The organism is Siminovitchia jepli (genome assembly GCF_047228825.1).
Classification (GTDB): domain Bacteria; phylum Bacillota; class Bacilli; order Bacillales; family Bacillaceae_C; genus Siminovitchia.
Genome location: NZ_JBFEGN010000017.1, coordinates 1 through 24683 on the forward strand (window position 1 = coordinate 1; position 24683 = coordinate 24683).

The window sequence follows — 24683 nt, forward strand, 5'->3', positions numbered from 1 at the left end:
TTTCGCAGGGAAATCGTTCAGGCAGCAGGCGTATTTGTGTCTCACGCCAGGCAAATCCTGTTAAAGATACAAGAAGGTTACCTTCATAAACAGGCTTTTAGATTCATGGTTCAAAGTGTACAACAACTTGAATGAACAGCTGTAACTGAATAAATTGGAAGTTATTGGCCCCTTCATTTTGGGGAGGGGGGAGAACTGTCCAATTTTCCAGTTTCTCTTAAATTTAGTACCCAGATTTGTAAATTGTTCCCAAAAGAGCGCTGAATTAGTTTTCGGCAAATTTACTTTCGTAATTTGGGTGAATAAAAAATGTGTCAATCCTAATAATATCTTCATGACAATCTAATCTTTGGAGGGTATGACATGAGGTTTGGCGCTAAATATAAGCTGGTTCTTATCATTTTTTTGTGCTGTATCGGTTTATCAGCCGTACCTGCCCCAAAAACAGATGCCTTTACGAATCAAGTGATCCAAAAAGGAGCTGTCGGGGATGATGTGATCGAATTACAGGCGCGGCTTCAGTATTTGGGCTATTATCATGGAAAAATAGATGGCGTATTTGGTTGGGGCACATATTGGGCACTTAGAAACTTCCAGGAACGTTTCGGATTAAAAGTGGATGGTTTGGCCGGTGAAGACACGAAAGCGAAGTTGGTAAAAGCATCCAAGTACAACAAGCAGTATGTTAAGGAACAGATCAATAAAGGGAAAAAGTTCACCCATTACGGTGGAACGGACGTGTCAAAGCAGAAGGGATCGGCTCCTTCGCCCAAAAAGCAGACGCCAACAGCGGTAAACACCCCTGCCGGTTTTTCGCAAAATGATATACGGCTCATGGCAAATGCTGTCCACGGTGAAGCAAGGGGCGAACCTTATGAAGGGCAGGTTGCAGTGGCAGCCGTAATATTAAATCGTGTCAACAGTCCGTTATTTCCAAATACAGTTTCAGGAGTCATTTTTGAACCGGGTGCATTTACGGCGGTGGCAGACGGACAAATATGGCTGACGCCAAACGAAACGTCAAAACGTGCCGTGTTGGATGCCATTAACGGCTGGGATCCCACGAGCAGCGCACTGTACTACTTTAATCCTGACACTGCAACGAGCGCGTGGATCTGGACAAGACCGCAAATTAAACGAATAGGGAAACACATCTTTTGTAAATGATGGAGGTGCCACAATTGCTTAGAAATATATTATTGGTTGTTCTTGCCATTGCCGCGGTCGGGGCCGGTACGTGGGGATATCAGGAACATCAGGAGAAAAATGCCATCCTTATAAATTCCGAAAATAACTATCAGAGAGCGTTCCACGATTTGACGTACCAAATGGATTTATTGCACGATAAAATTGGCAGTACACTCGCCATGAATTCCGGCAAGTCATTGTCGCCCGCATTGGCAGACGTTTGGAGGATTACTTCCGATGCCCGGGGACAGGTGGGGCAGTTGCCTCTTTCCCTGCTTCCTTTTAATAAAACGGAGCAATTTCTGTCCAACATCGGTACTTTCAGCTATAAAACGGCCGTCCGAAATTTGGACGATGACCCGCTTTCTGCAAAAGAGCAGCAAACATTGAAAAAACTATATCATCAAAGCGGGGAAATCCGCAATGAGCTAAGAAAAGTTCAGCACATGGTCCTCAAAGACAACTTGCGGTGGATGGATGTTGAATTGGCAATGGCATCCGGAAAAGAAAATGCAGACAATACGATTATAGACGGTTTTAAAACCGTCGAGAAAAAGGCAACAGGGTATGACGAAAAAAACCTGCAAAATCCGTCCATAGTCAATTTTCAGGAGCGTGACGAAAATTTTGAGCACTTAAAAGGAGAAAAGATCTCCAAAAACGATGCCGTGAAATTGGCGAAAAAATATAGCGGGATTCAAAACCCGCGGGATATCAAAGTAAACGAAAACGGAAAAGGAGCGGCATACGGGTTTTACAATGTCGTATTGAGTAATGGGAAAGGCCATGAGGCTACACTGGATATTACGAAGACAGGTGGATATCCAATCTGGTTTATCGATAACCGCACGGTAAAAGATCAAAAAATCAGTTTGAATGAAGCAGCCAGGAAATCGGAACAATTTTTAAGAAAACACGGTTATAAACAACTTCAGCTCGCAGAGAGTGTCCAGTATGATTCGACCGGACTGCTGACATATGTTACGATGCAGGATGATGTTCGTATTTACCCTGAATCCATTAAAATCAAAGTAGCACTCGATAATGGGCAAATTGTCGGCTTTTCGGCAGACGATTACTTGAAAAGCCATCGGAAGCGGGATCTTCCTTCTCCGAAAATCACGCCAAAAGAGGCCCGCGGGAATTTAAATAAGAATGTAAAAATCATGGAAGACGGCCTTGCGGTCATTACGAACGATCTTGGGGAGGAAGTGCTCTGTTACGAATATATCGGTACCATGGATGACGATACGTATCGAATATATATCAATGCAAAAAACGGCTTTGAGGAAAAAGTGGAAAAAATGCAAAATGCCGAACCCGTATATGAAAACGTAATTTAAAGCAGCCAGCCTATGGCTGCTTTCTTTATAACCAATCGGAATGTTATGTGGAAAAAGTGGCCTTTTCGTGACATAATAGATGTAATTAGAACGATTAGGAAGTGCTTGCCCATGCTGTATATAGGATTGGATTTAACAATGGAATTGCATGAGGAAGGAATGGTAAAAAAATATAAAGGAAAAATTGCCGATTTGAATGATGCGCATTTTTATATTTATTATCCGATCAACATTGATACAAAAAAAGTGGCATTCTTACCGCCTGGTACTAAGCTGACCGTTTTTTTTACAGATGAAAACTCGGCAAGTTATTGTTTTCGTACGGAAGTAAACCGAACCGTGAAAGATTCTGTTCCATTGGTTGAGCTTACCCACCCCGGCGATCAAATAAAAAGAGTGCAAAGACGTGAATACGTCCGGGTGGAAGCAGCGGTCGAAATTTCCTTTCATTTCCCGGAAAGGGATATTGATTTTTCAACTTTTACTGATAATATCAGTGCAGGAGGCTGTGCCGCCATCCTTCCCGACGGCATACATTTGCAAAAAGGTGACCGCGGAACCGTTGATTTGTCCATTAAAATGGAATCCGGCAAACTGTATCAATTGACGTTTCATTGTGTAGTAATCCGAATATTTACAAAAGGAGATAAGCAGTATATTTCCATAAAGTATGCTAATCCCGATCAAAAGGATCAACAAATCTTAACGAAATTCTGTTTTGAAAGGCAGCTTGCCTACCGCAGAAAAGGATATTGGCATTAAGATTCACCGAATAATACTCCCGAATTTATCGCATAATATGTAAAAAGGAGGGAGTCCATGTCTGCTTTTGAACGGGTATTATGCAAATTGGTCATTGTTCACCTCTTGATTCTCATTCTTGTGCAAGGTTTTTTTCACCCGTCTACTTATCTTTTAAATTTAAACAAAGTATTTCTATATGAAGGGGTATCTTCAGGGATGTCCGAACCACCCTTCAATTTATGATCATCATTTTCGGGATTTTTTAATATTTGTTTGTGATGGGCGTGTATAGATTATGGTAAAATAAAACATGTCCATAAACAAAAAGCAGGTGAACAGGTTGACAAAAAAAATAAGCATTGCCATTGACGGTCCTGCCGGAGCCGGGAAAAGCACCGTGGCAAAGATTGTGGCGGATCGTCTTTCCTACACGTATATTGACACCGGCGCCATGTACAGGGCGTTTACATACAAGGCAATAAAGGAAAATATAAACATGAGCAGCGAAGAAGAACTGGTTCGCATGCTCAAAGAAACGACAATCGAATTAAAAAATGGCGGAGGAAAACAGCTCGTACTCCTTGACGGGGAGGATGTTACGAAAGAAATCCGCCAGCCGGATATAACCAATAGCGTTTCCGAAGTTGCTGCCCATCCATTCGTTCGGGAAGAAATGGTTGCCCGCCAAAAAGCTTTAGGTGCTGAAGGCGGCGTTGTGATGGATGGAAGGGATATCGGGACAAATGTACTGCCGCATTCGGAACTGAAAATTTTTTTGTCGGCGAGTGCGGATATCAGGGCCACCAGGCGCCATAAGGAGAATATTGAAAAGGGCTATCCGTCCGATCTGGCCAAAATCAAAAGCAACATTATGGTTCGGGACAAGCAGGATACGGAGCGCAAAGTATCGCCGCTCAGAAAGGCAGAAGACGCCATCGAGATAGACACTTCATTTCTTTCTGTGGATGAGGTCGTTTCCCGAATCATTCAATTGGCAAAAGAAAGGATCGAAGCGTCTTGAAGATTTATATGTTTGCCAAAACGGTCGTGAGCGGCATTTTGAAGCCTTTATACCGCATTGAAACAAAAGGCATTGAACATTTGCCGAAGTCAGGCGGGGTACTGCTTTGCGCCAACCATATCTCCAATCTTGATCCCCCTGTTGTAGGGATTACCTGCCCGCGCCCGGTCTTTTTTATGGCGAAAGAAGAATTATTCAAAGCTCCGATTTTAAAATGGGTTTTGCCTCATTTGCAGGCATTTCCGGTAAAAAGGGGCATAAGTGACAGGGGAGCATTAAGAACTGGATTGAAAATATTAAAAGAGGGGCATGTAGTTGGCCTTTTCCCGGAAGGTACACGCAGCAAAACGGGGGAACTGGGCAAGGGGCTTGCCGGAGCCGGATTTTTTGCTTTAAGGTCAGAGGCGAGTGTTTTGCCTTGTGCGATTGTCGGAACGTATAAACCTTTCCGGAAAGTCAGGGTCATTTACGGGCCTCCCATCGACTTTGAAGAAATGAGAAGAAATAAAGTTTCTGTGGAAGAGGCAACCGAGGCCATCATGGCGCACATAAAAAAATTAATAAACGAAAACAAAGGCTGACGTGTATTGCTTGACAAAGGTTCTTATTTGTAAGAAGTTAATAACAAGACGATTTTAAAGATTGTGCCGATTGGGTGTTCCCCTTTTGCTCGGGGAATCCTTTCACACGCACCTTTAAGCCGGATAGGAGGAGTAAATAGTGTCAGAGGATATGAACAATGTTGAAGTAATAACATTTAACGAAGGTGACAAGTTAAAAGGAACAGTTACAAAAATTGAAGAAAAGCAAGTGCTTGTGGACATTGAAAACAGCAAAGTAAATGGAATTATCCCGATCAGTGAACTTTCCAGCCTCCATGTTGAAAAAGCATCTGATGTTGTATCCGTGGGGGATGTCCTTGATTTAATCGTTACGAAAGTGGAAGAAGATTTGCTCATTCTCTCAAAGCGCAAGGTAGATGCTGAAAATGCATGGGAAACATTGGAAAGGCGCTTTGAAAATAATGAAATGTTTGAAGCAGAGGTTAACGAAGTAGTCAAAGGCGGTCTTGTGGTTGACCTGGGGGTTCGCGGCTTTGTTCCGGCGTCTTTGGTTGAAGATTATTATGTTGAAGATTTCAGCGAATATCAAGGGAAGACCCTTGCTTTTAAGATTGTGGAGCTGGACAAAGAAAAAAACAGGCTCATTCTTTCGCATCGCGCTGTCGTTGAAGAAGAAAAAGAACGTGAAAAGAAGCAATTGCTGGAAAATCTTGAAGTTGGCCAAGTACTTGAGGGAACCGTTCAACGCATTACCGACTTCGGTGCATTCGTCGATATTGGAGGGGTCGATGGATTGGTGCATATTTCCCAGCTTGCCCACCATCATGTTGAAAAACCTTCAGACGTCGTAACGGAAGGCGAAAAAGTACAAGTAAAAGTATTGTCCGTTGACAGGGAAAACGAAAGGATTTCCTTGTCCATAAAAGAAACTTTGCCTGGGCCTTGGACAAATATATCGGAGAAAGCCCCGAGGGGAACCGTTCTCGAAGGAACAGTGAAGCGCCTCGTATCATTCGGCGCCTTCGTTGAAGTCTTTCCGGGTGTAGAAGGACTCGTCCATATTTCCCAAATTTCCCATAAGCATATCGGCACTCCGCATGAAGTGCTTCAGGAAGGGCAAACAGTGAAAGTAAAAGTTCTTGACACGAACGAAAAGGAACAAAGAATGTCATTAAGCATGAAGGAATTGGAAGAACAGGATTACAGCCGGGATAATCATTATGAACCGGTTGAAGAGGCAAAAGGGTTTCAGCTCAGTGACATGATCGGCGACAAACTGAAAGATTTTAATAACGAATAAGCCTGTCAACCTTCCGTTGTACGACGGAAGGTTGTTATGTAAAAAAACGCTTAACGGTTTGATTAAAGCCCTCATTTGTATCCCATAATGAGACAAATGGGGGTGATTTGCATGTCAGGAATGATATTTATATTTTTTTTATGGAGCGCATGGATTGTTTCCACCTTTATATTAAATAAAGAAGATCCGGCAAGGCTGCCGATTGCTGCGCTTTCTCTGTTGCTGCTCATTTTTTCATCGGTGTCATTTTCCGTAAAATCCATTACCGTAAACGGAGCCGCCATATTGCTCATAACGGGAGGCTGCATGGTGATCTCGAAATGGCCCCTTGTAAAAAAAGTGTATTTCTTCTTTTCGGCACTGACGGTCATGGTGGGCTATACAGGTTTTTATTTACTGGAATTATACGATCCCGTGTGGGTTCTTATAGATAGAAGGATCGTCCTTTCGTGCGCTCTGTATATCGTTGGCTATCTTCTATATCCCGCCTCATTTTTTAACCGGTTTTTGGCAATTGTTGTTGGATCCTTGTTTGGAGAGGTTTTTTTGGGAATTTTTTTGTCCCGATGGAGCATGCCCTACACCGTTGGATCGATGGAATATTTGGACATCCTTGGACTGACCACCGCCCTGCTTTGCGGTTCCCGTGTATTGGCAGCCTTCAGGGGAATCATGAAGCAAAACACCGGTCAAAGGATGATGCAGTGAACCGCCCTCAGGCGGTTTCTTTTTGCAAGCAAAGTATAACTTGCTAAGAAATTTTTTTCTTCAAAAAAAGCTTTACTGTGTCCAGCTCCGACGCCCAGGACGGGCTAGTGCAGGCGAAGCGATAGGACGTCGCTGCCTGAGCCTGCCGACGCCCAGGACGGGCTAGTGAAAGGCGAAGCGGCAGGACAAGGAAAGCTTCGACAGCATCATCATCGCACGAAGAAAAAAGTGTAAGCTTTTTCGAGGACGCCGCTGCCTGAGCCTGCGTTCCTCGCCGTGTTTCCTTTATCTTCTCAGAGGCACTCTGTCTAGCTTTCAACGCCCAGCCCCTCGAGGTCATAAGCCAATTCCCTGCGGTGGCTGGATTACACCCTCCTCGGGAGCCGTTTTATGCTTGCCGGGGCTGATCAAGGCGTTTTCGCATTTCGGTCCGGTCTGTACGTCGCTGGACAAGGCGCTTGCACTTTTCTTAAGCGCTGGGATACCATGTATGAATGTTATATAATAAGTTCTGATATTGACTAAAGTGAGTGATGAGAATGGCAATGCCGACCGTAGCAATTGTTGGAAGGCCCAACGTTGGAAAATCTACGATCTTCAATCGGATTGTAGGAGAAAGAATTTCAATCGTTGAAGACGAACCGGGCGTAACGAGGGACCGGATATATGGAACCGGAGAGTGGCTGACAAAATATTTCCATGTGATCGACACCGGCGGAATTGATATCGGTGATGCTCCATTTCTTGATGAAATCCGCCGGCAGGCCGAAATTGCCATAGAAGAGGCCGATGTCATCATTTTTATCGTCAATTCCCGTGAAGGGATTACGTCGGCCGATGAAGAAGTGGCAAAAATTTTGTTCAGGTCCAAAAAACCGGTCGTCCTGGCAGTCAATAAAGTGGACAATCCGGAAATGAGAGCGGAGATTTACGATTTTTACTCCCTCGGTTTTGGCGAACCTTTCCCGATTTCAGGTTCTCACGGTTTGGGACTCGGAGATTTGCTTGATGAAGTCGTGAAGCATTTTCCGGCTGATCCCGGAGATCCCTATGATGAAGATGTCATTAAATTTTGTTTGATCGGCAGGCCTAATGTCGGAAAATCCTCCCTTGTAAACGCCCTGCTGGGCGAAAAAAGGGTCATTGTCAGCCCGATTGCGGGTACAACCCGCGATGCAGTTGATACCCCATACATATTTGACGGACAGGAATACGTTATTATTGATACAGCCGGCATGCGCAAAAAGGGAAAAGTATATGAAAGCACGGAAAAGTATAGTGTGTTAAGGGCATTAAAAGCAATTGAACGATCTGATGTTGTTCTTGTTGTGCTGGATGGGGAAGAAGGAATCCGGGAGCAGGACAAACGGATTGCCGGATACGCCCATGAGGCCGGGCGTGCTGTCATCATTGTCGTTAATAAATGGGATGCCGTTGAAAAAGATGAGAAAACGATGCGAAATTTCGAAGCGAAAATAAGAGACCAGTTTCAGTTTCTTGATTACGCACCGATCGTCTTTCTTTCCGCCAAAACAAAGAAAAGGATCGGAACCTTGCTTCCGGCCATTCAAATGGCCAGTGAAAATCACGCCAGGCGTGTCCAATCAAGCGTTTTAAATGAAGTGATTTTGGATGCGGCAGCGATGAATCCGGCGCCAACCGATAAAGGAAAAAGATTGAGAATTTATTATGCCACCCAAGTTTCAGTCAAGCCGCCAACCTTTGTTGTTTTTGTAAATGAACCGGAATTAATGCATTTTTCATATGAAAGATTTCTTCGAAACACGATTCGGCAAGCATTCGGATTTGAAGGGACGCCGTTAAATATTATTGCCCGCAGAAGGAAATAAAGCAAAAGAAGGTGAGTCTAGTGATCAATCATAAAGAAACTGTCGCAGTGATCGGTGCCGGGAGCTGGGGAACTGCACTGGCACTGGTTTTGGCTGATAACGGACACCAGGTAAAGCTGTGGCTTAGAAATAAAGAGCAGCAAAAGGAAATAAATGAACAGCGCACCAACCCCAAATATTTGCCGGGGGTTGAACTGCCCGAGAGCATTCAGGCATTTGTTTCCCTGGAGGAAGCCCTGAAAGGAGTCGAAACCGTCATTATCGCTGTTCCGACAAAGGCAGTGAGGGAAATGGCAAAAGAGATTTCAGCCATCACTGCCAAGCCGCTGACTGTTGTTCATGTAAGCAAAGGGATTGAGCCGGATACACATAAAAGAATATCGGAAATGATCGAAGAGGAGATCCCGGCGCATTTGCTGAAAGATTTGGTCGTCCTGTCGGGGCCCAGCCATGCGGAAGATGTAAGTGCGAGGCATCCGACAACAGTGACGGTTTCCTCCAAGAACATGAAGGCTGCCGAAAAAATACAAGATTTGTTTATGAATCAGCATTTTCGGGTGTATACGAATCCTGACCTCATCGGGGTGGAAATAGGAGGAGCGCTAAAAAATATTATCGCGTTGGCAGCCGGCATTTCAGATGGACTCGGATATGGAGATAATGCCAAAGCGGCATTGATTACAAGAGGACTTGCCGAAATATCCCGGCTGGGAACGAAAATGGGCGCCAATCCATTAACATTTTCCGGATTGGCAGGCATCGGTGATCTGATCGTTACGTGCACCAGTGTCCACTCCCGCAATTGGAAAGCCGGAAACCTGCTCGGAAAAGGGCATAAACTCGATGAAGTATTAGAAAATATGGGGATGGTTGTGGAAGGTGTACGCACAACAAAAGCCGCCTACCAGCTTGCCAAAAAATATGAAACGAACATGCCGATCACGGAAGCGTTATACGATGTATTGTTTAACGCTGTCAGTCCGAAGGATGCAGTCGACCAATTGATGGGAAGATTAAAGAAACATGAAATGGAAGATCTCGTAGGCATACTGAGTGAGCAGATGGAACAAAGATAGCGTTCATGGGCATACGAGGATGCGTTCTATTTCGTGCAACATATGCTGTATTGAGATTCGCATAAACCGTGGGCTTGGGTTTTTTTGTCCAAATACTTTTGATGAAGCAAAAAATCCAATTTTTTTGCTTCATTTTTTTGTAAGTAAAAGATGACTTGCTAAGCAAATTTTTCTGCAAAAGAAGTTTTCTGTGTCTGGCGCCGGCGCCGGCCCCTCGAGGTTATACATCAAAACACTCCGGAGGAGGCGGTCTCCTGCGTGTTTCGCCTTATTTGCCCGTACTGTATGGATTTTCATTTTCCGATAATTGCCTGGGGATATGTTATAATGATTTCGAACTTAAAACAGAGTGTCTGGGGGGACTTTTTCGTGTCCGTATCAATGCAAAAAATGTGGATATCGATTATCGCCATGGTGCTTATGGCACTTGCCATGCTCACCATATATATTAGCAGATTCAAGCTTAATAAAGGATTTCTAAAAATTGTTACCGCCCTCACCGCATGGGCATTCATGATTATCGGGGGATTGCTCATGCTGTTTGTCGTATTGTCAGGCCCGACTTATTAAGGAACAGAGTATCAAGATCAGGCGCAGGTTAAGGGGTGTACATATACATGAAAAGGCGATTGTTAAAATCACTGCTTACGATGGCGGTTGTGCTCGTTTTACCCGGATGTTTTTTTCCTCAGGAACGGAAAGTGGAAAATCAAATCCCGTATGAAGAGCAGATTGCAACAGTACAGCGGGCAGTGGACCAATATCAGGAAGCAAGCGGAGGGCTGCTTCCCATTAAAACCAGGGAGATGGACACACCCATTTATCAAAAATATCCGATCGATTTTGCAAAGCTGACTCCGCAATTTTTAGAAGCCCCTCCAGGCAACGCTTATGAAAGCGGGGGGGTATTCCAATATGTATTGATTGATGCAGAAACAAATCCAACGGTCAAAGTGTTTGATCTGCGCATGGCGGAAAAAATAAGGGAGTTAAAGATCAGGATGCAGGCGCACCGCTACCCGCCGTTTAAAGATGCTCTGGCGGATAATATCTATACTTTGGATTATAAAAAGCTGGGATACAAAGAGGAACAATATGTCACCTCTCCTTATACGAACAATAATCTGCCATTTGTTGTAAATGGGAAAGGTGAAATTTTTGTAGACTACATTTCGGATCTTAATAGTGCTCTGCAGAATGAGAAAATAACATTCAAACAGGGAGACGATATCAGGCCGGTTTTACACAATCACTCACCGATTGTGCCTGCATTTTCCCTTCCCTATACAATTGATGAGAATAACAAGCCAATATATATGGTGAAATAGGCATAATCCTTCTTCTGCTAAATATAATGTGGAAGAAGGATTTATATTATCATCAATTAAATTTAAATCGGACAACATCATGCACCTTCCAGGTCTTGCTTCGATAAAACGGGATCATGTTGTCCCTTGAACTCTAGGATAGGAGGGAAACTCTTGGAAAAGGTCGATATTTTTAAAGACATTGCGGAAAGAACGGGCGGGGATATTTATTTGGGAGTTGTAGGGGCCGTTCGAACAGGAAAATCCACTTTTATAAAAAAATTTATGGAATTGGCCGTAATGCCGAATATTAAAAGTGAAGCCGACCGGGCACGTGCCCAAGATGAATTGCCGCAAAGCGCCGCGGGCAGAACAATCATGACGACTGAACCGAAATTTATCCCGAATCAGGCGGTTTCTGTTCATGTTGACGAAGGGCTTGAAGTGAATGTAAGGCTGGTGGACTGCGTAGGGTATACTGTACCTGGCGCAAAAGGGTATGAGGATGAAAATGGGCCGAGGATGATCAATACCCCATGGTATGAAGAACCGATTTCCTTTCATGAAGCTGCTGAAATTGGAACAAGGAAAGTGATTCAAGAGCACTCTGTATTGGGAATTGTCATTACAACGGACGGAACCATTGGAGAAATTCCCAGGCAAGATTATGTAGATGCTGAGGAGCGCGTCATCGAGGAATTAAAAGAAGTGGGCAAACCGTTTATCATGGTCGTCAATTCGGCAAGGCCGCATCACCCGGAAACAGAAGCGCTCCGCGGCGAGCTTCAGGAAAAGTATGACATTCCGGTGTTGAGCATGTCTGTCGAAAACATGAGGGAAGATGATGTATTGGATGTATTAAGGGAAGCGCTCTATGAGTTTCCGGTACTTGAAGTCAATGTCAATCTTCCAAGCTGGGTGATGGTGTTAAAAGATCATCATTGGCTCAGGACAAATTACCAGGAGGCCGTCAAAGAAACCGTTAAAGACATTAAACGGCTCCGGGATGTAGACCGGGTGGTCCAGCATTTTACCGACTACGAATTTATCGAGAATGCCGGCCTGGCCGGAGTGGATATGGGCCAGGGAATCGCGGAAATAGATTTATTTGCCCCTGACGCACTTTACGATGAGGTTCTTACGGAAATTGCCGGGACTGAAATCAGGGGAAAAGATCATTTGCTGGAGCTGATGCAGGACTTTTCGGAGGCGAAGCGGGAATATGACCAAATATCCGACGCGCTTGTCATGGTAAAGCAAACGGGTTACGGGATTGCGGCCCCATCGTTGCAAGATATGAGTTTGGATGAGCCTGAAATTATCAGGCAGGGCGCACGCTTTGGCGTCAGGCTGAAAGCGGTGGCTCCTTCGATCCATATGATCAAAGTAGACGTGGAATCCGAGTTTGCCCCCATTATCGGAACCGAGAAGCAGAGTGAGGAACTCGTTCGTTATTTAATGCAGGACTTTGAAGATGACCCGCTTTCCATCTGGAATTCCGATATTTTTGGAAGAAGCTTAAGTTCTCTTGTCCGGGAAGGTATCCAGGCGAAGCTGGCAATGATGCCGGAAAATGCCCGCTATAAACTGAAAGAGACATTGGAAAGGATTATTAACGAAGGTTCCGGAGGTTTGATTGCCATCATTTTATAGGAAAAAAGGCGCTGAATACAAAAATTCGGCGCCTTTTCCATTAATTATTGTATTTATTGTTGCTAACATAATTTTATTATGATAATCTGTTAAGCAGAAAAGCTCGTTGAACCTTGATTCAAAAGCTTTTTTGGCGATTTCTGGCATAAAAATGTTTAGAAATCCAATAAATTGATTACACAAGTAATAAGACTTGCGAAAGGTATAATTGTACCGGAAGAGGAGGTGAACAGAATGAACAAAACAGAACTGATCAATGCCGTGGCAGAAGCAGCGGAACTTTCCAAAAAAGATGCTACAAAAGCTGTGGAAGCTGTTTTCCAATCCATTCAAGACGCTTTGTCCAGTGGAAATAAAGTTTCCTTAATTGGATTTGGCAACTTTGAAGTGCGCGAGCGTGCAGCCCGTAAAGGACGCAATCCCCAAACTGGAGAAGAAATTGATATCGCAGCAAGCAAAGTCCCTGCATTTAAACCGGGTAAAGCGCTTAAAGATGCGGTAAAATAATTACATACATCGTTGAGCGTATGAGGAACTGCCCAAGGCAGTTCCTTTTTATTAAGGAAAGAAATTGGCAGTTCGCCAATTTCATCAAATTCCCCCACCTCCAACTTGTAAGAAAGAACGCGTCAGCGTTCTTTCTAATTATATATTTGTATGGTAATATTGGACTGTTAGTGAAAGTATGGCAGGAGGATATCGTATGGCGAAATTTGATAAACCCAAAATTGAAGAAGCGGTTCGGATGATTTTGGAAGCAATTGGTGAAGATCCGGACAGGGAAGGGCTGGCTGATACGCCGAAGCGGGTCGCCAATATGTATGAAGAGGTATTTGCAGGCATTGAAATCAATCCGGAACACTATTTTGAAACCATTTTCGGAGAAGACCATGAAGAACTCGTTCTCGTTAAAGATATTCCATTTTACTCATTATGTGAACACCATTTAGTTCCTTTCTTCGGGAAAGCCCATATTGCTTATATTCCCAGGAATGGAAAAGTAACTGGTTTAAGCAAGCTTGCCAGAGCTGTTGAGGCCGTTGCGCGGCGTCCGCAGCTTCAGGAAAGGATTACATCCACAGTGGCAGACGCAATGATGAATAAATTGGAGCCTTACGGTGTTATGGTGGTGTTGGAGGCTGAGCATATGTGCATGACGATGCGAGGCGTTAAGAAGCCTGGCTCCAAAACAATCACATCCGCGGTAAGGGGAATCTTTTTAAAAGACATCCAGGCACGGAATGAAGTTCTCTCTTTAATTAAGCAGTAGAATAGAGGGTGTTATCATGAAAAGCCAGTTTGGACTAGGCGAATATATCGTTATAAAAGCTTTGGAGAACGGAGTTAACGTGATGGGCTTGACGCGTGGAACGGATACAAGATTCCATCATGCAGAAAAGTTGGATAAGGGTGAAGTATTGGTAGCCCAGTTTACCGATCATACATCAGCCATCAAAATAAGAGGAAATGCCAAAATCATCACAGCGGTCGGTGAAATCGAAAGTGAAAGAAAAGAATGATCATGTTATAATAGACAGATTGAACCGGAAAGGAATGCTGTACAAAAGAAAAGGGGAAAAAGGATATGGGCCTTTGTTTAAATGAACAGAAAATCGATTCAATTAAAGCGATTGTTGAAAAGAAATTGAGCCATCATTTTCTTTTCCGGCAGATTGAATTTCCGGCTGTTGATGAAGACCGTATCCTTATGTTGGCGATGGCAGTGAATCGGTCGAAACTGCCTGAAGCACAAACCGACCAATATGTCACATCTGCGATGCTCGTCCAAGCTGCGCTGGATACGCATGAGAATGTGACGAATCAATTAGCATCCATGAAGGAGAGGCAATTAACGGTTTTGGCCGGCGACTATTTCAGCGGCTTGTACTACCACCTTCTGGCCGACTGCGAAAATCTTGATTTAATCAGAACGCTTGCAAGGGCGATCCAATTAATCAATGAGTACAAAGTTTCCCTGTATCAATTTGAAATGGATGACATAGACACCTTCATGCTGTATTTAAAGAAAGTGGAAACGACGGTCATCGAACAATTTTGCGGCCATTTTAAATTTGCCCAATACCATTCGCTCTTTACCGAGCTGTTATTCTTTAAAAGGCTTGCATCAGAATGGGAGAAATATAAGCGCGGCAGTTTTTCCATCCTATTTGAAGGCCTTAAAAAATACGCCGGGCATGATCAAAATGAGAACGGGCAAAGCTTGGAAGGCATTTGCCAAATGCACCTGGAAAAAAGCAAAAATGTCTTGCTCGATACGATGAGCCGCCTGGGAACATTGCCGTCCATCCTGCAATCACGGGTTGCCGATCTGATACAACATAATTTGGAAGAAGGTTACCATGATGCAATCCAAAGAAGAACGTGTACATAACGTATTTGAAACAATTTACAAAAACTACGATAAAATGAATTCCATCATCAGCTTTCAGCAGCATAAAAAATGGCGCCGGGAAACGATGAAAAAAATGGACGTACAAAAGGGCAAAACGGCGCTGGACATTTGCTGCGGCACCGGGGACTGGACGATTGCACTGGCAGAAAGCGTCGGAAAAGAAGGACGGGTGTTCGGGCTGGATTTCAGCCAAAATATGCTGAAAATTGCCGAAGAAAAGAAAGAACAAAGGGATCTGGACCAAATAACGCTTATTCATGGAAATGCGATGGAACTGCCTTTTGAAGATGACCGTTTTGATTATGTCACTGTGGGATTCGGCCTCCGCAACGTCCCTGATTACATGCAGGGATTAAAAGAGATGTACCGGGTGACAAAACCTGGCGGAATGGCAGTTTGCCTGGAAACGTCCCAGCCCACCCTGCCGGTTTACCGTCAGCTCTTTTATGCTTATTTCCGGTACATCATGCCCGCGTTCGGGAAAATGTTTGCCAAAAGCTATCATGAATATTCATGGCTGCAGGAATCTGCACGTGATTTTCCCGGAATGGAAGAACTGGCCCAAATGTTTTGGCGAACCGGTTTTACAAACGTCATTTACAAGTCCTTTAGTGGAGGGGCTGCAGCGGCCCACATCGGATGGAAAGAGAAAAAATAGCTGGGTGGAAACGACATGAAACTGAAATGGCTTTATTCGACCTTCAAATCGGATTTGGAATTAATTGAAAAAGAACTGGAAAAGGCCGTTTTTTCCGATTCAGAATTACTTCAAAGCACCTCCCTCCAATTACTGAAAGCCGGCGGAAAAAGAATACGGCCTGTCTTTGTATTGCTCTCCGCCAAATTTGGCGACTATAAAATCGATATCATCAAAAATGTGGCGCTTGCTCTTGAATTAATTCACATGGCCTCCCTTGTCCATGACGATGTCATTGACGGCGCCGATACGAGAAGGGGAAGGCCGACCATCAATCATACATGGGACGACCGGATCGCGATGTATACAGGGGATTATATTCTTGCACGTTCACTTGAATACATGACCAATATTCCCAACCCGCTTGCACATCAAAAGCTGGCCCGGGCGATCGTTGAAGTTTGCATCGGGGAAATGGAACAGATCAAGGATAAATATCGCTTTGATCAAACTTTAAGAGATTATTTGCGGCGGATCAAAAGAAAGACGGCTTTGCTTATTGCGGTAAGCTGTGAATTGGGGGCTATCGCAGGGGAAACGGAAGAGCATATATACCGGCGCCTTTACAGATTTGGATATTTCATCGGAATGTCCTTTCAAATTACGGATGACATATTGGATTTCACCGGAACAGAAAAGGAACTCGGCAAACCTGCCGGAGAAGACTTGCGGCAAGGGAACATTACCCTCCCGGCTTTATACGCCATGCAAAATCCCGAACTGAAGGCTGAAATTATAAAAGTAAATGAACATACGAATAAAGAAGAAATACAAAACATCATTCACCTTATCAACCATTCCGGTGCGATTGAAAAGTCCCGCCGGCTTAGCCGGTGCTATCTTGATAAGGCGCTTGAGATTTTACAAGAGCTGCCGGACAACCGGGTAAAAAACCCCCTTAAAGAAATTGCCAACTATATCGGAAAAAGAACACATTGATGATTCAAACAAAATTTGCCAGCTTGTTTAAAAAGTGATATGATTCTATTTGATTTTATGGCAGGAGTGAATGAAATGGAAAAAACATTTTTAATGGTAAAACCCGATGGAGTACAAAGAGAATTGATTGGTGAAATCGTCTCCCGTTTTGAAAAGAAAGGTTTTCAGCTAATCGGAGCAAAGCTCATGCAAATTTCCAACGAGCTTGCCGAAGAGCATTACGGAGAGCATAAGGAACGCCCTTTTTTCGGGGAGTTGGTTGATTTTATCACATCCGGCCCTGTATTTGCCATGGTGTGGCAAGGAGAAAACGTCATTGCTGCGGCGAGGCAAATGATGGGTGCCACAAATCCGAAAGATGCAGCCCCAGGCACGATCCGCGGTGACTTTGGCGTTACGGTCGGCAAAAATGTCATTCACGGGTCTGACTCGCCTGAAAGTGCCAAAAGGGAAATCGGCCTCTTTTTTAAGGAAGAAGAGCTGATCGAGTACTCCAAGTTAATCAATAACTGGGTGTATTAAAACGAATAAAAACCGCCTGCGTTCAGCAGGTGTTTTTTCATTTTTATATCGGGGTGATTTGATTGAAAATTCACGTTCATGCTGCATCTAAAAGCTATCCGGTGTTCATAGGCCCGCTTGCATTGAACGAGCTTGGAAATCTGATAGCCAAAAATAAATATACGAAATTGCTTGTCATTACCGACGGGATTGTCGGGCCCCTTCATTTGGATGCTTTAAAAGCCGCCTTACCGAAGGAAATTCCATCAGGCGTTTATACAGTGCCGGCCGGAGAAAAGGCGAAGCAAATGCCCGTTTTCGAAGCATGCATTACGTACGCACTTAAGCAGGGCCTCGATCGGAAATCTTGCATCATTGCCTTTGGCGGAGGAGCTGTCGGTGACTTGGCCGGCTTTGTGGCCGCGGCATTTATGCGGGGGATTTCCTTTATCCAGGTTCCGACAACGATTCTTGCCCATGACAGTGCCGTTGGCGGAAAGACGGCCATAAACCATCCGCTTGGAAAAAACATGATCGGCGCGTTTCACCAGCCTGATGCCGTGATCTACAATACGCAATTTTTACAGACGCTTCCGATCAAAGAAAAAAGATCGGGCTTTGCGGAGGCGGTGAAGCATGCATGTATTTCTGATGCCGCGTTTTTAAAATACTTAATGACAGAAATTGCCGATCTCGCTGCTGTAACAGATGAACAACTGGCATATATTTTGCGGCGGGGGATTGAAATTAAAGCGCAAATCGTTTCCGTGGATGAAAGAGAAAGCGGACTGCGGGCTGTTTTGAATTTTGGCCATACACTTGGGCATGCCATTGAAATGTCCAAAGGGTATGGCACTTTTACCCATGGAGAAGCGGTCATGATTGGCATGGTATATGCACTCCATTTGAGTAAGCAAGTCACCGGATTGACATTTCCAATCGCGGATTTTGTCCAATGGGCCGGGCAATTGGGATATGAGACGAAAATACCGGAAGATCTAGTGTTTCAGCAAGTATATGAAACGATGCTGCGCGATAAAAAATCGGTGGCAGATCAGACGCGCTTCGTACTGCTGGAAGAAATAGGCAGACCCGTAATTGTTGGCATGGATCAAAAAATACTGGAAAGTACGTTTGCCGACTTAAAAAAATCGACCCATTAAAACCCCTTCGTATATTAAACATAAAAAAGAGGATTTTTGAAGGACGATGTAGAAAATATAATATAATCTGGCTCATGGAACCCATGGATCGATTTTGGAAGGATTTTGCATATGACAGATGCTGAGTTAATGATACAATATATACAAACGCAAAATGTCGACAAAGCCATGCAAATATTTTCTAGGGTAAAAAAATACAGTTCCGAAGAGGAAAAATATTCGCTTGCCGATCAATTGGCCCATTATGGGTTCCTGGAAGAAGCGATTGAGCTTTATCAATCGCTCCTGGAAAAACACCCCTTTGTAAGTGACATTAAATTGTCCCTGTCCGAACTGCTCATCGAAATCGGCCAGGAGGAAAAAGCGTTGCTCCTTTTGAAGGAAATACCTGATACGGATGACCTGTATGGGGCCGCGCTTCTCCTGGAAGCGGATTTATACCAGATGCAGGGCCTCTACGAAGTGAGTGAACAAAAGTTGCTTGCCGCGAAACAGAAATACCCTGATGAACCGATTGTTGTTTTTGCATTGGGGGAACTGTATATGTCTCAGGGCCGCTTTCTCGATGCTGCCATGTGCTACAGGCAATTATTAAGCAAAGGGGAACACGCGGCAGCCGGCCAGGACATCCATGCAAAGCTTGCCGAAGCTTTAAGTGCGGGCGGTGCCTTTGAGGAATCCATCCATTTTTATGAGAAGGCGCTGGAAAAGCATCAGGAACTGAACGTGCTTTTTGGCTATGGCCTGACATGTTACCAGGCAGGAAATTATCACAAAGCGATAAAGGCATTCAATGAATTGAAGCAGCTCGATCCTGATTATACTTCACTTTACTTATATTTGGCCAAATGCCACGAGCAGGTTCACGAATTGGAAAAGGCCATACAGGTTGGGAAAGAAGGATTGGCTGTCGATGAATTTAATCCCGATTTGTGCGCCCATACCGGAACATTATTATTAAAAGCCGGCCGGAATGATGAAGCTGAAAGCTATTTGAGAAAGGCGCTTTCACTGGATCCGGAACTGTTGGAAGCAGCCAAACGGCTGACGAGGCTTCTTATGAAACAGGAAAGGCATCATGAAGTGCTCGAAATTACAGCCATGTTTCAAGATTCACAGGATGCCGAAATACACTGGGATGCAGCATACAGTTATCAGCAGGTGGAACAATATTCCGATGCATTAAACGAGTACAAGCTGGCATATAATGATCTCAAGCACAACTCGGAGTTTTTAAAAGATTTTGGATATTTTCTTGTTGAGGAAGGAAAGACGGAAGAAGCGGCGGGTATCTTTCAATCTTTGGCTGAATTGGAGCCTTGGAATGAAGAATGGCACGAATGGATTGACCGCCTGAAAGATTAGCCTTAGGGACTCTATCTTCTGCAGAGGAGGGAATAGGATGGCCACCCCTGTATCTGTCAACGAAAAAAAGGATTTTATTCGCTGGTTTTTAAATCGTTATCAACTCAAAAGGAGAGAATCTGTCTGGATTCTGAATTATTTGATGAGCCACGATCAGTTGATGGAGAAAGTTCATTTTGTTGAAGAAGCCCAGTTCTGTCCTAGAGGGTTAATCATGTCTACCCATTGCACCAGAGAAGTGCCTTTTCGGTTTTATAAGGATAATATCATGACAACCGATGCAGAAAAATCATTTCATGACATTAGATTGAACCGTGATGAGGACATCTATATTCAAATCAACTTCCGCGGCTCACAGTTGTCCCATCAATATGCTGCGGTATTGGAAGAAAATCCATTCATCAAAAAGACCGTTTTAATCAGTGAAAAAGATAAAGCCATTGCCGAACAGTTTTTAAAAGCAAGCCTGCTGAAATTTCAAGAAGACAAACTTTTAACGGCCATTGATGAGGCGCTCGATCATCACGATAAGGATCTTTTTGAAAAGCTGTCGCTTCAGCTGAAGGAACTTAGAGAACAAAAGTAAACCTTCCGGAAACGGGAGGTATTTTTTTGTCTCAAACCTGTTCTTTTGGTAGAATGATAACCAGTGTAATGGAGCATACTATAAAACAGGAGAGTGGAAGAAATGGAGTGGAAGGCAAAAGATATTGAAATTTACTTGAAAGAAAAGAGTTATATTGATACTGCAGTTGTTCCGCTCATGCCGATCACCTTTGGCTCCCAAATGAAACAGGTTGTTGAAAAGGGAGAGTTCATTCAGTTGTTGTCGCTGCACCTTGAAAGGCAATTTAAGGGAAGAATGCTTATTTTGCCGCCTTTTACATATTTGAATGATTTGGCGGACGGCGATAAAGTTCCATTGATTAATCAATGGGCCAAGCAAATGAAAGAAAATGAAATGAAATATATCTTTTTACTGACTTCCGACGAGAGTTGGCGCAATCTGGCCGATCAGCTTTCCGCTACTTTGCTGTTTGCCGCATCTGTTCCATTGGCGCATTTGGACGAGAAATATCAACAGTCCATCATGGAAAATCAGGTAAAGCAGCTGATGAACGAGATCGTACAAGGCTGGCAGGGAATCGCCACATAGTTGACACGGTTTGCGATTGTATTTTATTGATTTTCATGATTTATTGATATATCATAATGATGTCCTAGTTTGTAAATGTGCGCAATAATTGTCCGATGGACTAACCTTACTGACAGAGGGGGGATAAGGATGAGCAAAAATCCTGTAACACGACGCCAATTTCTAAGCTATACGCTAACCGGAGTGGGCGGCTTTATGGCGGCTGGAATGCTGTTGCCGATGGTCCGGTTTGCAGTGGACCCTGTATTGCAGGCAGAGGCTGCCGGCGATTTTAAAATGACCGATAAAAAGATTGCCGATATTACAGAAGAACCTGTCCGTGTTGACTTTAAGTATGAACAAAAGGATGCATGGTACACTTCCGAGGTCACACAATCAGCTTGGGTTTACAAAAACGAAAAAGGAGAAATTGTGGCGCTGTCTCCGATTTGTAAGCATTTGGGGTGTACGGTTAACTGGGAAGGCAGCGAAGACCATCCAAATATGTTCTACTGCCCATGCCACAACGGCCTTTATACAAAAGATGGAAACAATGTTCCAGGAACTCCGCCCAGGGGACCGTTGGATGCTTATCCAGTAAAGGAAAAAGACGGTTTTTTAATGCTGGGTAATCCAGAGGAAAATCCGTTCGTAAGAAAGAAGTAAAGGAGGCGTAATCATTGCTGAACAGAATGTACGACTGGATTGACGAGCGATTGGATATTACGCCGATATGGAGAGACATTGCAGACCATGAAGTGCCTGAGCATGTTAACCCGGCACATCATTTTTCTGCGTTTGTTTACTGTTTTGGCGGATTAACATTTTTTGTTACAGTTATCCAAATATTATCGGGAATGTTTTTGACGATGTATTATGTTCCTGATATCAAAAACGCATGGGAATCGGTCTATTACCTTCAAAATGAAGTGGCGTTTGGGCAAATTGTCCGCGGAATGCACCATTGGGGTGCCAGCCTTGTGATCGTTATGATGTTTTTACATACTTTGCGTGTGTTTTTCCAGGGAGCATATAAGAAGCCTCGTGAGCTTAACTGGATTGTCGGAGTCCTTATTTTTTTTGTCATGTTGGCCCTTGGCCTTACAGGCTACTTGCTTCCTTGGGATATGAAGGCATTGTTTGCTACAAAGGTTACATTGGATATTGTCGAATCACTTCCGTTTATTGGAGTTGCCATGAAAACTTTAATAGCAGGAGACCCGACGATCGTCGGTGCACAAACGTTGACCCGCTTTTTTGCCATACACGTATTTTTCCTTCCTGCTGCATTGCTGGCTTTAATGGGTGTTCACTTTATCCTGATTAGACGACAAGGAATTTCCGGTCCACTATAAAATTGACCCATTATCGCATTACTGAATCGTAACTGATTAAAGGAGGGGATAATATGCGACGAGGAAAAGGGATGAAGTTTGTCGGCGACTCCCGTATTGTGAGTCCGGAGCTGCGGGAGAAGAAACTTCCTAAAGACTATTCCGAATATCCAGGAAAAACGGAAGCATTCTGGCCGGACTTTCTATTAAAAGAATGGCTTGTTGGCGCTGTATTCCTGATCGGCTTCTTATGTTTGACAGCAGCCCATCCGGCACCGCTTGAACGGATTGCCGATCCTACGGATACAGGGTATATTCCAATGCCTGACTGGTATTTCTTGTTTCTTTATCAATTAATCAAATACACATATGCTTCAGGGCCGTATAACATCATAGGTGTCATGGTTATTCCGGGTCTTGCATTCGGCGCTTTGTTGCTTGCGCCATTCATTGATCGGGGGCCGGAACGCCGGGCATTAAAGCGGCCATTTGCAACCGGCTTTATGCTGCTCGGATTTGCTGCCGTGTTTTATCTTACTTGGGAAGCTGTTGTGAACCACGACTGGGCAGCGGCTGAACAACAAGGGAAAATTGTCGAAGGCGCAGATGTTGAAATAGATCAAGAGGCAGAAGGTTACAAAGTGTATGCGGGCCAAAGCTGTATTAACTGCCACGGCGAAAACCTCGAAGGCGGACCTGCAGCGCCGCCGTTGGTGAATCTGGACCTGAAACCGGAAGAAATCAAAGAAATTGCCCATAAAGGTATCGGTGCAATGCCTCCGGACCAATATCAAGGGTCTGAAGAAGATTTAGACAAGCTTGCAGAATTCATTGCCAGCCTGAAAAGTGAATAATGTACGCTGAAAGCCGGCAAATTTGCCGGCTTTTAATGTAAGGGAAGGCGGTGCCCCCCGTGAATTTGTTGTTAACGTTTTTGATGGATCGGCGAATATTGCGGATTTTATTAATGGCCAATACAATTGGCACAATTTATGGATATTACTGGTATAAGGGACAGTTGGAAGTCACGCCCTGGCTGTTTATACCGTTTGTTCCGGACAGTCCGACAGCCAGCCTTTTTTTTGTTTTCGTGCTGCTTGCTTTTATCAAAAATAAAAACTGCCCAATCAGTGAAGCGTTTGCATTCGTGACGCTTGTCAAATATGGGATTTGGGCGGTAGTGATGAATATCCTGACGCTGAATGTCACGGGAGCTCTGCCCTGGCAAGGATATATGCTGATAGCCTCCCACGGGGCGATGGCTCTTCAGGCTGTTTTATATGCACCATTTTATCAATTAAGGGTCAGGCATGTTTTGGCAGCTGCAGTATGGACTTTCCACAATGACGTCATCGATTATGTTTTTATGCAATATCCAAAATATCCCGGACTCGAGCTGTATGTACGTGAAATTGGCTATTTCACGTTTTGGCTGAGTGTTTTTTCGGTCGGGATGGCGTATTTCGCAGCCCGGAGAAATCGGGAAACGATACATATTCAATAATATTTTTGCAAACTATAAAAAAGGTCTATTCTTGTCCACTTTCTCATACATTTTTACAAGTAGTATGAGGAGGGGCAGTTATGAAATTGTTATCCGGGATCGTTCTGAGCCTGACTCTTTTTTTAAATGCCGGTATCGCCGATTCAAAACCCGATCCTGTCGTTGACGAGCTCGATCAACTGGCTGACGAGGCCTTGCAATTAACAAAATTTTCACGGTTCGAAGAGGCAAAGTCCCTTTTGGAACGTTATGCCGTGCTATTTTCCGAGCATGGGATGAAAGAACAAACATTTACAATGGATGAATTGAGAGTGCTTTCTGCTGCTCATCATGAGGCGCTGAGAGCGGTCACGAGCGTTGACGGGGAAAAGGAAGAAAGGATTCGTTTGGTAACAGCCTTCAGATTGGCCAATGACGCCGTCCAATCCAATCACCAGCCCATGTGGCTTGAAATGGAAAGCCCTGTCATGGATGGATTTCGGCAAGTAAAAAATGCTGCGCTGGACGGTGACCGGGAATCATACGATCGGCATTTAAACGCATTCCTTTCAACATATAGAGTCATCCAACCAAGTTTAAAAATTGATCTCCCTGCTGAAAAACTCCAGAAAATAGATTCCAAAATTGCGTTTTTAGACAAATACCGCTCAAATTTTACTGAACAAGATTGGGCATCCCAACTGGAGGATTTTGAAGCCGATTTGAAAAGCCTCTTTACCGGGGTGGATGAGGATGAGGCGGATCCGTCATTATGGTGGGTCATATCGATGACTGGAAGCGTGATTATTTTGACGCTTTCCTATGTCAGTTGGCGCAAATATAAAGGCGAGAAGAAAGAGATGAAACGAAAAGATCGAAATAATTGACCAGCCTGAAGGA

29 protein-coding genes are annotated in these 24683 nt (G+C 44.0%); all 29 read left to right on the forward strand.

Annotated features, from left to right (window positions below):
- The first annotated feature begins 363 nt into the window (after window positions 1-363).
- The 29 genes from sleB to ypjB all read left to right on the forward strand — a co-directional run bounded on the left by sleB (window position 364) and on the right by ypjB (window position 24670).
- Window positions 364-1167 carry a spore cortex-lytic enzyme gene (sleB, locus tag AB1L08_RS08650; RefSeq protein WP_413064261.1) on the forward strand — a complete coding sequence of 268 codons (804 nt, stop codon included), beginning with the start codon at window positions 364-366 and terminating at the stop codon, window positions 1165-1167.
- Window positions 1168-1181: 14 nt separating this feature from the next.
- On the forward strand, window positions 1182-2531 hold the full coding sequence (gene ypeB, locus AB1L08_RS08655; protein ID WP_413064262.1) for a germination protein YpeB: 1350 nt from the start codon (window positions 1182-1184) through the stop codon (window positions 2529-2531).
- Window positions 2532-2642: 111 nt separating this feature from the next.
- Window positions 2643-3293, forward strand: coding sequence for a flagellar brake protein (locus tag AB1L08_RS08660; protein ID WP_413064263.1), 651 nt, complete (start codon window positions 2643-2645; stop codon window positions 3291-3293).
- 57 nt (window positions 3294-3350) lie between these two features.
- Window positions 3351-3518 carry a DUF5359 family protein gene (locus tag AB1L08_RS08665; RefSeq protein ID WP_413064264.1) on the forward strand — a complete coding sequence of 56 codons (168 nt, stop codon included), beginning with the start codon at window positions 3351-3353 and terminating at the stop codon, window positions 3516-3518.
- Between the two features lie 97 nt (window positions 3519-3615).
- Window positions 3616-4296, forward strand: a complete 681-nt coding sequence (cmk, locus tag AB1L08_RS08670) for a (d)CMP kinase (protein WP_413064265.1) — start codon at window positions 3616-3618, stop codon at window positions 4294-4296.
- A complete protein-coding gene (locus AB1L08_RS08675) occupies window positions 4293-4877 on the forward strand; it encodes a lysophospholipid acyltransferase family protein (RefSeq protein WP_413064266.1) in 585 nt (194 codons plus the stop codon). The genes cmk and AB1L08_RS08675 overlap by 4 nt, the downstream gene beginning before the upstream one ends.
- Before the next feature lie 139 nt (window positions 4878-5016).
- Window positions 5017-6159, forward strand: a complete 1143-nt coding sequence (gene rpsA / locus AB1L08_RS08680) for a 30S ribosomal protein S1 (protein WP_413064267.1) — start codon at window positions 5017-5019, stop codon at window positions 6157-6159.
- Window positions 6160-6270: 111 nt separating this feature from the next.
- Entirely contained in the window at window positions 6271-6867 is a 597-nt protein-coding gene (locus tag AB1L08_RS08685) for a YphA family membrane protein (protein WP_413064268.1), read from the forward strand.
- A gap of 539 nt (window positions 6868-7406) precedes the next feature.
- The gene (der, locus tag AB1L08_RS08690) at window positions 7407-8717 is read left to right on the forward strand and encodes a ribosome biogenesis GTPase Der (RefSeq protein WP_413064269.1); all 1311 of its coding nucleotides are present in this window, start codon (window positions 7407-7409) and stop codon (window positions 8715-8717) included.
- Window positions 8718-8740: 23 nt separating this feature from the next.
- The gene (locus tag AB1L08_RS08695; protein ID WP_413064315.1) at window positions 8741-9793 is read left to right on the forward strand and encodes an NAD(P)H-dependent glycerol-3-phosphate dehydrogenase; all 1053 of its coding nucleotides are present in this window, start codon (window positions 8741-8743) and stop codon (window positions 9791-9793) included.
- A gap of 369 nt (window positions 9794-10162) precedes the next feature.
- Window positions 10163-10363 (forward strand): DUF2768 domain-containing protein, encoded by a 201-nt coding sequence (locus AB1L08_RS08700; RefSeq protein ID WP_413064270.1) that lies wholly within the window; start codon window positions 10163-10165, stop codon window positions 10361-10363.
- Between the two features lie 47 nt (window positions 10364-10410).
- Entirely contained in the window at window positions 10411-11121 is a 711-nt protein-coding gene (locus AB1L08_RS08705) for a hypothetical protein (RefSeq protein ID WP_413064271.1), read from the forward strand.
- A gap of 153 nt (window positions 11122-11274) precedes the next feature.
- A complete protein-coding gene (gene spoIVA / locus AB1L08_RS08710) occupies window positions 11275-12753 on the forward strand; it encodes a stage IV sporulation protein A (protein WP_413064272.1) in 1479 nt (492 codons plus the stop codon).
- 234 nt (window positions 12754-12987) lie between these two features.
- Entirely contained in the window at window positions 12988-13260 is a 273-nt protein-coding gene (locus AB1L08_RS08715) for an HU family DNA-binding protein (protein WP_413064273.1), read from the forward strand.
- Between the two features lie 196 nt (window positions 13261-13456).
- A complete protein-coding gene (gene folE, locus AB1L08_RS08720; protein ID WP_413064274.1) occupies window positions 13457-14023 on the forward strand; it encodes a GTP cyclohydrolase I FolE in 567 nt (188 codons plus the stop codon).
- Between the two features lie 16 nt (window positions 14024-14039).
- Window positions 14040-14273: a trp RNA-binding attenuation protein MtrB gene (gene mtrB, locus AB1L08_RS08725; RefSeq protein ID WP_413064275.1), complete on the forward strand. Its 234-nt coding sequence runs from the start codon at window positions 14040-14042 to the stop codon at window positions 14271-14273.
- Between the two features lie 65 nt (window positions 14274-14338).
- Window positions 14339-15145 carry a heptaprenyl diphosphate synthase component 1 gene (locus AB1L08_RS08730; RefSeq protein WP_413064276.1) on the forward strand — a complete coding sequence of 269 codons (807 nt, stop codon included), beginning with the start codon at window positions 14339-14341 and terminating at the stop codon, window positions 15143-15145.
- Window positions 15114-15824, forward strand: coding sequence for a demethylmenaquinone methyltransferase (gene menG / locus AB1L08_RS08735; RefSeq protein WP_413064277.1), 711 nt, complete (start codon window positions 15114-15116; stop codon window positions 15822-15824). Before AB1L08_RS08730 ends, menG begins: the two co-directional genes overlap by 32 nt.
- A 15-nt stretch (window positions 15825-15839) precedes the next feature.
- Entirely contained in the window at window positions 15840-16802 is a 963-nt protein-coding gene (gene hepT, locus AB1L08_RS08740) for a heptaprenyl diphosphate synthase component II (protein ID WP_413064278.1), read from the forward strand.
- 75 nt (window positions 16803-16877) lie between these two features.
- Window positions 16878-17324: a nucleoside-diphosphate kinase gene (gene ndk / locus AB1L08_RS08745; RefSeq protein WP_413064279.1), complete on the forward strand. Its 447-nt coding sequence runs from the start codon at window positions 16878-16880 to the stop codon at window positions 17322-17324.
- Between the two features lie 62 nt (window positions 17325-17386).
- Window positions 17387-18466, forward strand: a complete 1080-nt coding sequence (gene aroB / locus AB1L08_RS08750) for a 3-dehydroquinate synthase (RefSeq protein ID WP_413064280.1) — start codon at window positions 17387-17389, stop codon at window positions 18464-18466.
- Between the two features lie 111 nt (window positions 18467-18577).
- Window positions 18578-19831: a tetratricopeptide repeat protein gene (locus tag AB1L08_RS08755; protein WP_413064281.1), complete on the forward strand. Its 1254-nt coding sequence runs from the start codon at window positions 18578-18580 to the stop codon at window positions 19829-19831.
- Between the two features lie 37 nt (window positions 19832-19868).
- Window positions 19869-20417 (forward strand): ReoY family proteolytic degradation factor, encoded by a 549-nt coding sequence (locus AB1L08_RS08760; protein ID WP_413064282.1) that lies wholly within the window; start codon window positions 19869-19871, stop codon window positions 20415-20417.
- A gap of 102 nt (window positions 20418-20519) precedes the next feature.
- The gene (locus AB1L08_RS08765) at window positions 20520-20987 is read left to right on the forward strand and encodes a YpiF family protein (RefSeq protein ID WP_413064283.1); all 468 of its coding nucleotides are present in this window, start codon (window positions 20520-20522) and stop codon (window positions 20985-20987) included.
- Window positions 20988-21116: 129 nt separating this feature from the next.
- The gene (locus tag AB1L08_RS08770; RefSeq protein ID WP_413064284.1) at window positions 21117-21632 is read left to right on the forward strand and encodes a QcrA and Rieske domain-containing protein; all 516 of its coding nucleotides are present in this window, start codon (window positions 21117-21119) and stop codon (window positions 21630-21632) included.
- Between the two features lie 14 nt (window positions 21633-21646).
- A complete protein-coding gene (gene qcrB / locus AB1L08_RS08775) occupies window positions 21647-22321 on the forward strand; it encodes a menaquinol-cytochrome c reductase cytochrome b subunit (RefSeq protein ID WP_413064285.1) in 675 nt (224 codons plus the stop codon).
- 53 nt (window positions 22322-22374) lie between these two features.
- Window positions 22375-23154 carry a menaquinol-cytochrome c reductase cytochrome b/c subunit gene (locus tag AB1L08_RS08780; protein ID WP_413064286.1) on the forward strand — a complete coding sequence of 260 codons (780 nt, stop codon included), beginning with the start codon at window positions 22375-22377 and terminating at the stop codon, window positions 23152-23154.
- Between the two features lie 59 nt (window positions 23155-23213).
- Window positions 23214-23804, forward strand: a complete 591-nt coding sequence (gene lhaT, locus AB1L08_RS08785) for a lipoprotein heptaprenylglyceryl N-acetyltransferase LhaT (RefSeq protein WP_413064287.1) — start codon at window positions 23214-23216, stop codon at window positions 23802-23804.
- Between the two features lie 80 nt (window positions 23805-23884).
- Window positions 23885-24670 carry a sporulation protein YpjB gene (gene ypjB / locus AB1L08_RS08790; protein ID WP_413064288.1) on the forward strand — a complete coding sequence of 262 codons (786 nt, stop codon included), beginning with the start codon at window positions 23885-23887 and terminating at the stop codon, window positions 24668-24670.
- The last annotated feature ends 13 nt before the right edge of the window (window positions 24671-24683 follow it).

Bases quoted from the DNA above. Each gene is read 5' to 3' on its own strand.
- sleB (WP_413064261.1), top strand. From the start codon at position 364: ATGAGGTTTGGCGCTAAATATAAGCTGGTTCTTATCATTTTTTTGTGC.
- AB1L08_RS08660 (WP_413064263.1), top strand. From the start codon at position 2,643: ATGCTGTATATAGGATTGGATTTAACAATGGAATTGCATGAGGAAGGA.
- AB1L08_RS08665 (WP_413064264.1), top strand. From the start codon at position 3,351: ATGTCTGCTTTTGAACGGGTATTATGCAAATTGGTCATTGTTCACCTC.
- AB1L08_RS08685 (WP_413064268.1), top strand. From the start codon at position 6,271: ATGTCAGGAATGATATTTATATTTTTTTTATGGAGCGCATGGATTGTT.
- der (WP_413064269.1), top strand. From the start codon at position 7,407: ATGGCAATGCCGACCGTAGCAATTGTTGGAAGGCCCAACGTTGGAAAA.
- AB1L08_RS08705 (WP_413064271.1), top strand. From the start codon at position 10,411: ATGAAAAGGCGATTGTTAAAATCACTGCTTACGATGGCGGTTGTGCTC.
- AB1L08_RS08715 (WP_413064273.1), top strand. From the start codon at position 12,988: ATGAACAAAACAGAACTGATCAATGCCGTGGCAGAAGCAGCGGAACTT.
- folE (WP_413064274.1), top strand. From the start codon at position 13,457: ATGGCGAAATTTGATAAACCCAAAATTGAAGAAGCGGTTCGGATGATT.
- mtrB (WP_413064275.1), top strand. From the start codon at position 14,040: ATGAAAAGCCAGTTTGGACTAGGCGAATATATCGTTATAAAAGCTTTG.
- AB1L08_RS08730 (WP_413064276.1), top strand. From the start codon at position 14,339: ATGGGCCTTTGTTTAAATGAACAGAAAATCGATTCAATTAAAGCGATT.
- menG (WP_413064277.1), top strand. From the start codon at position 15,114: ATGATGCAATCCAAAGAAGAACGTGTACATAACGTATTTGAAACAATT.
- hepT (WP_413064278.1), top strand. From the start codon at position 15,840: ATGAAACTGAAATGGCTTTATTCGACCTTCAAATCGGATTTGGAATTA.
- ndk (WP_413064279.1), top strand. From the start codon at position 16,878: ATGGAAAAAACATTTTTAATGGTAAAACCCGATGGAGTACAAAGAGAA.
- AB1L08_RS08755 (WP_413064281.1), top strand. From the start codon at position 18,578: ATGACAGATGCTGAGTTAATGATACAATATATACAAACGCAAAATGTC.
- AB1L08_RS08760 (WP_413064282.1), top strand. From the start codon at position 19,869: ATGGCCACCCCTGTATCTGTCAACGAAAAAAAGGATTTTATTCGCTGG.
- AB1L08_RS08765 (WP_413064283.1), top strand. From the start codon at position 20,520: ATGGAGTGGAAGGCAAAAGATATTGAAATTTACTTGAAAGAAAAGAGT.
- AB1L08_RS08770 (WP_413064284.1), top strand. From the start codon at position 21,117: ATGAGCAAAAATCCTGTAACACGACGCCAATTTCTAAGCTATACGCTA.
- AB1L08_RS08780 (WP_413064286.1), top strand. From the start codon at position 22,375: ATGCGACGAGGAAAAGGGATGAAGTTTGTCGGCGACTCCCGTATTGTG.
- ypjB (WP_413064288.1), top strand. From the start codon at position 23,885: ATGAAATTGTTATCCGGGATCGTTCTGAGCCTGACTCTTTTTTTAAAT.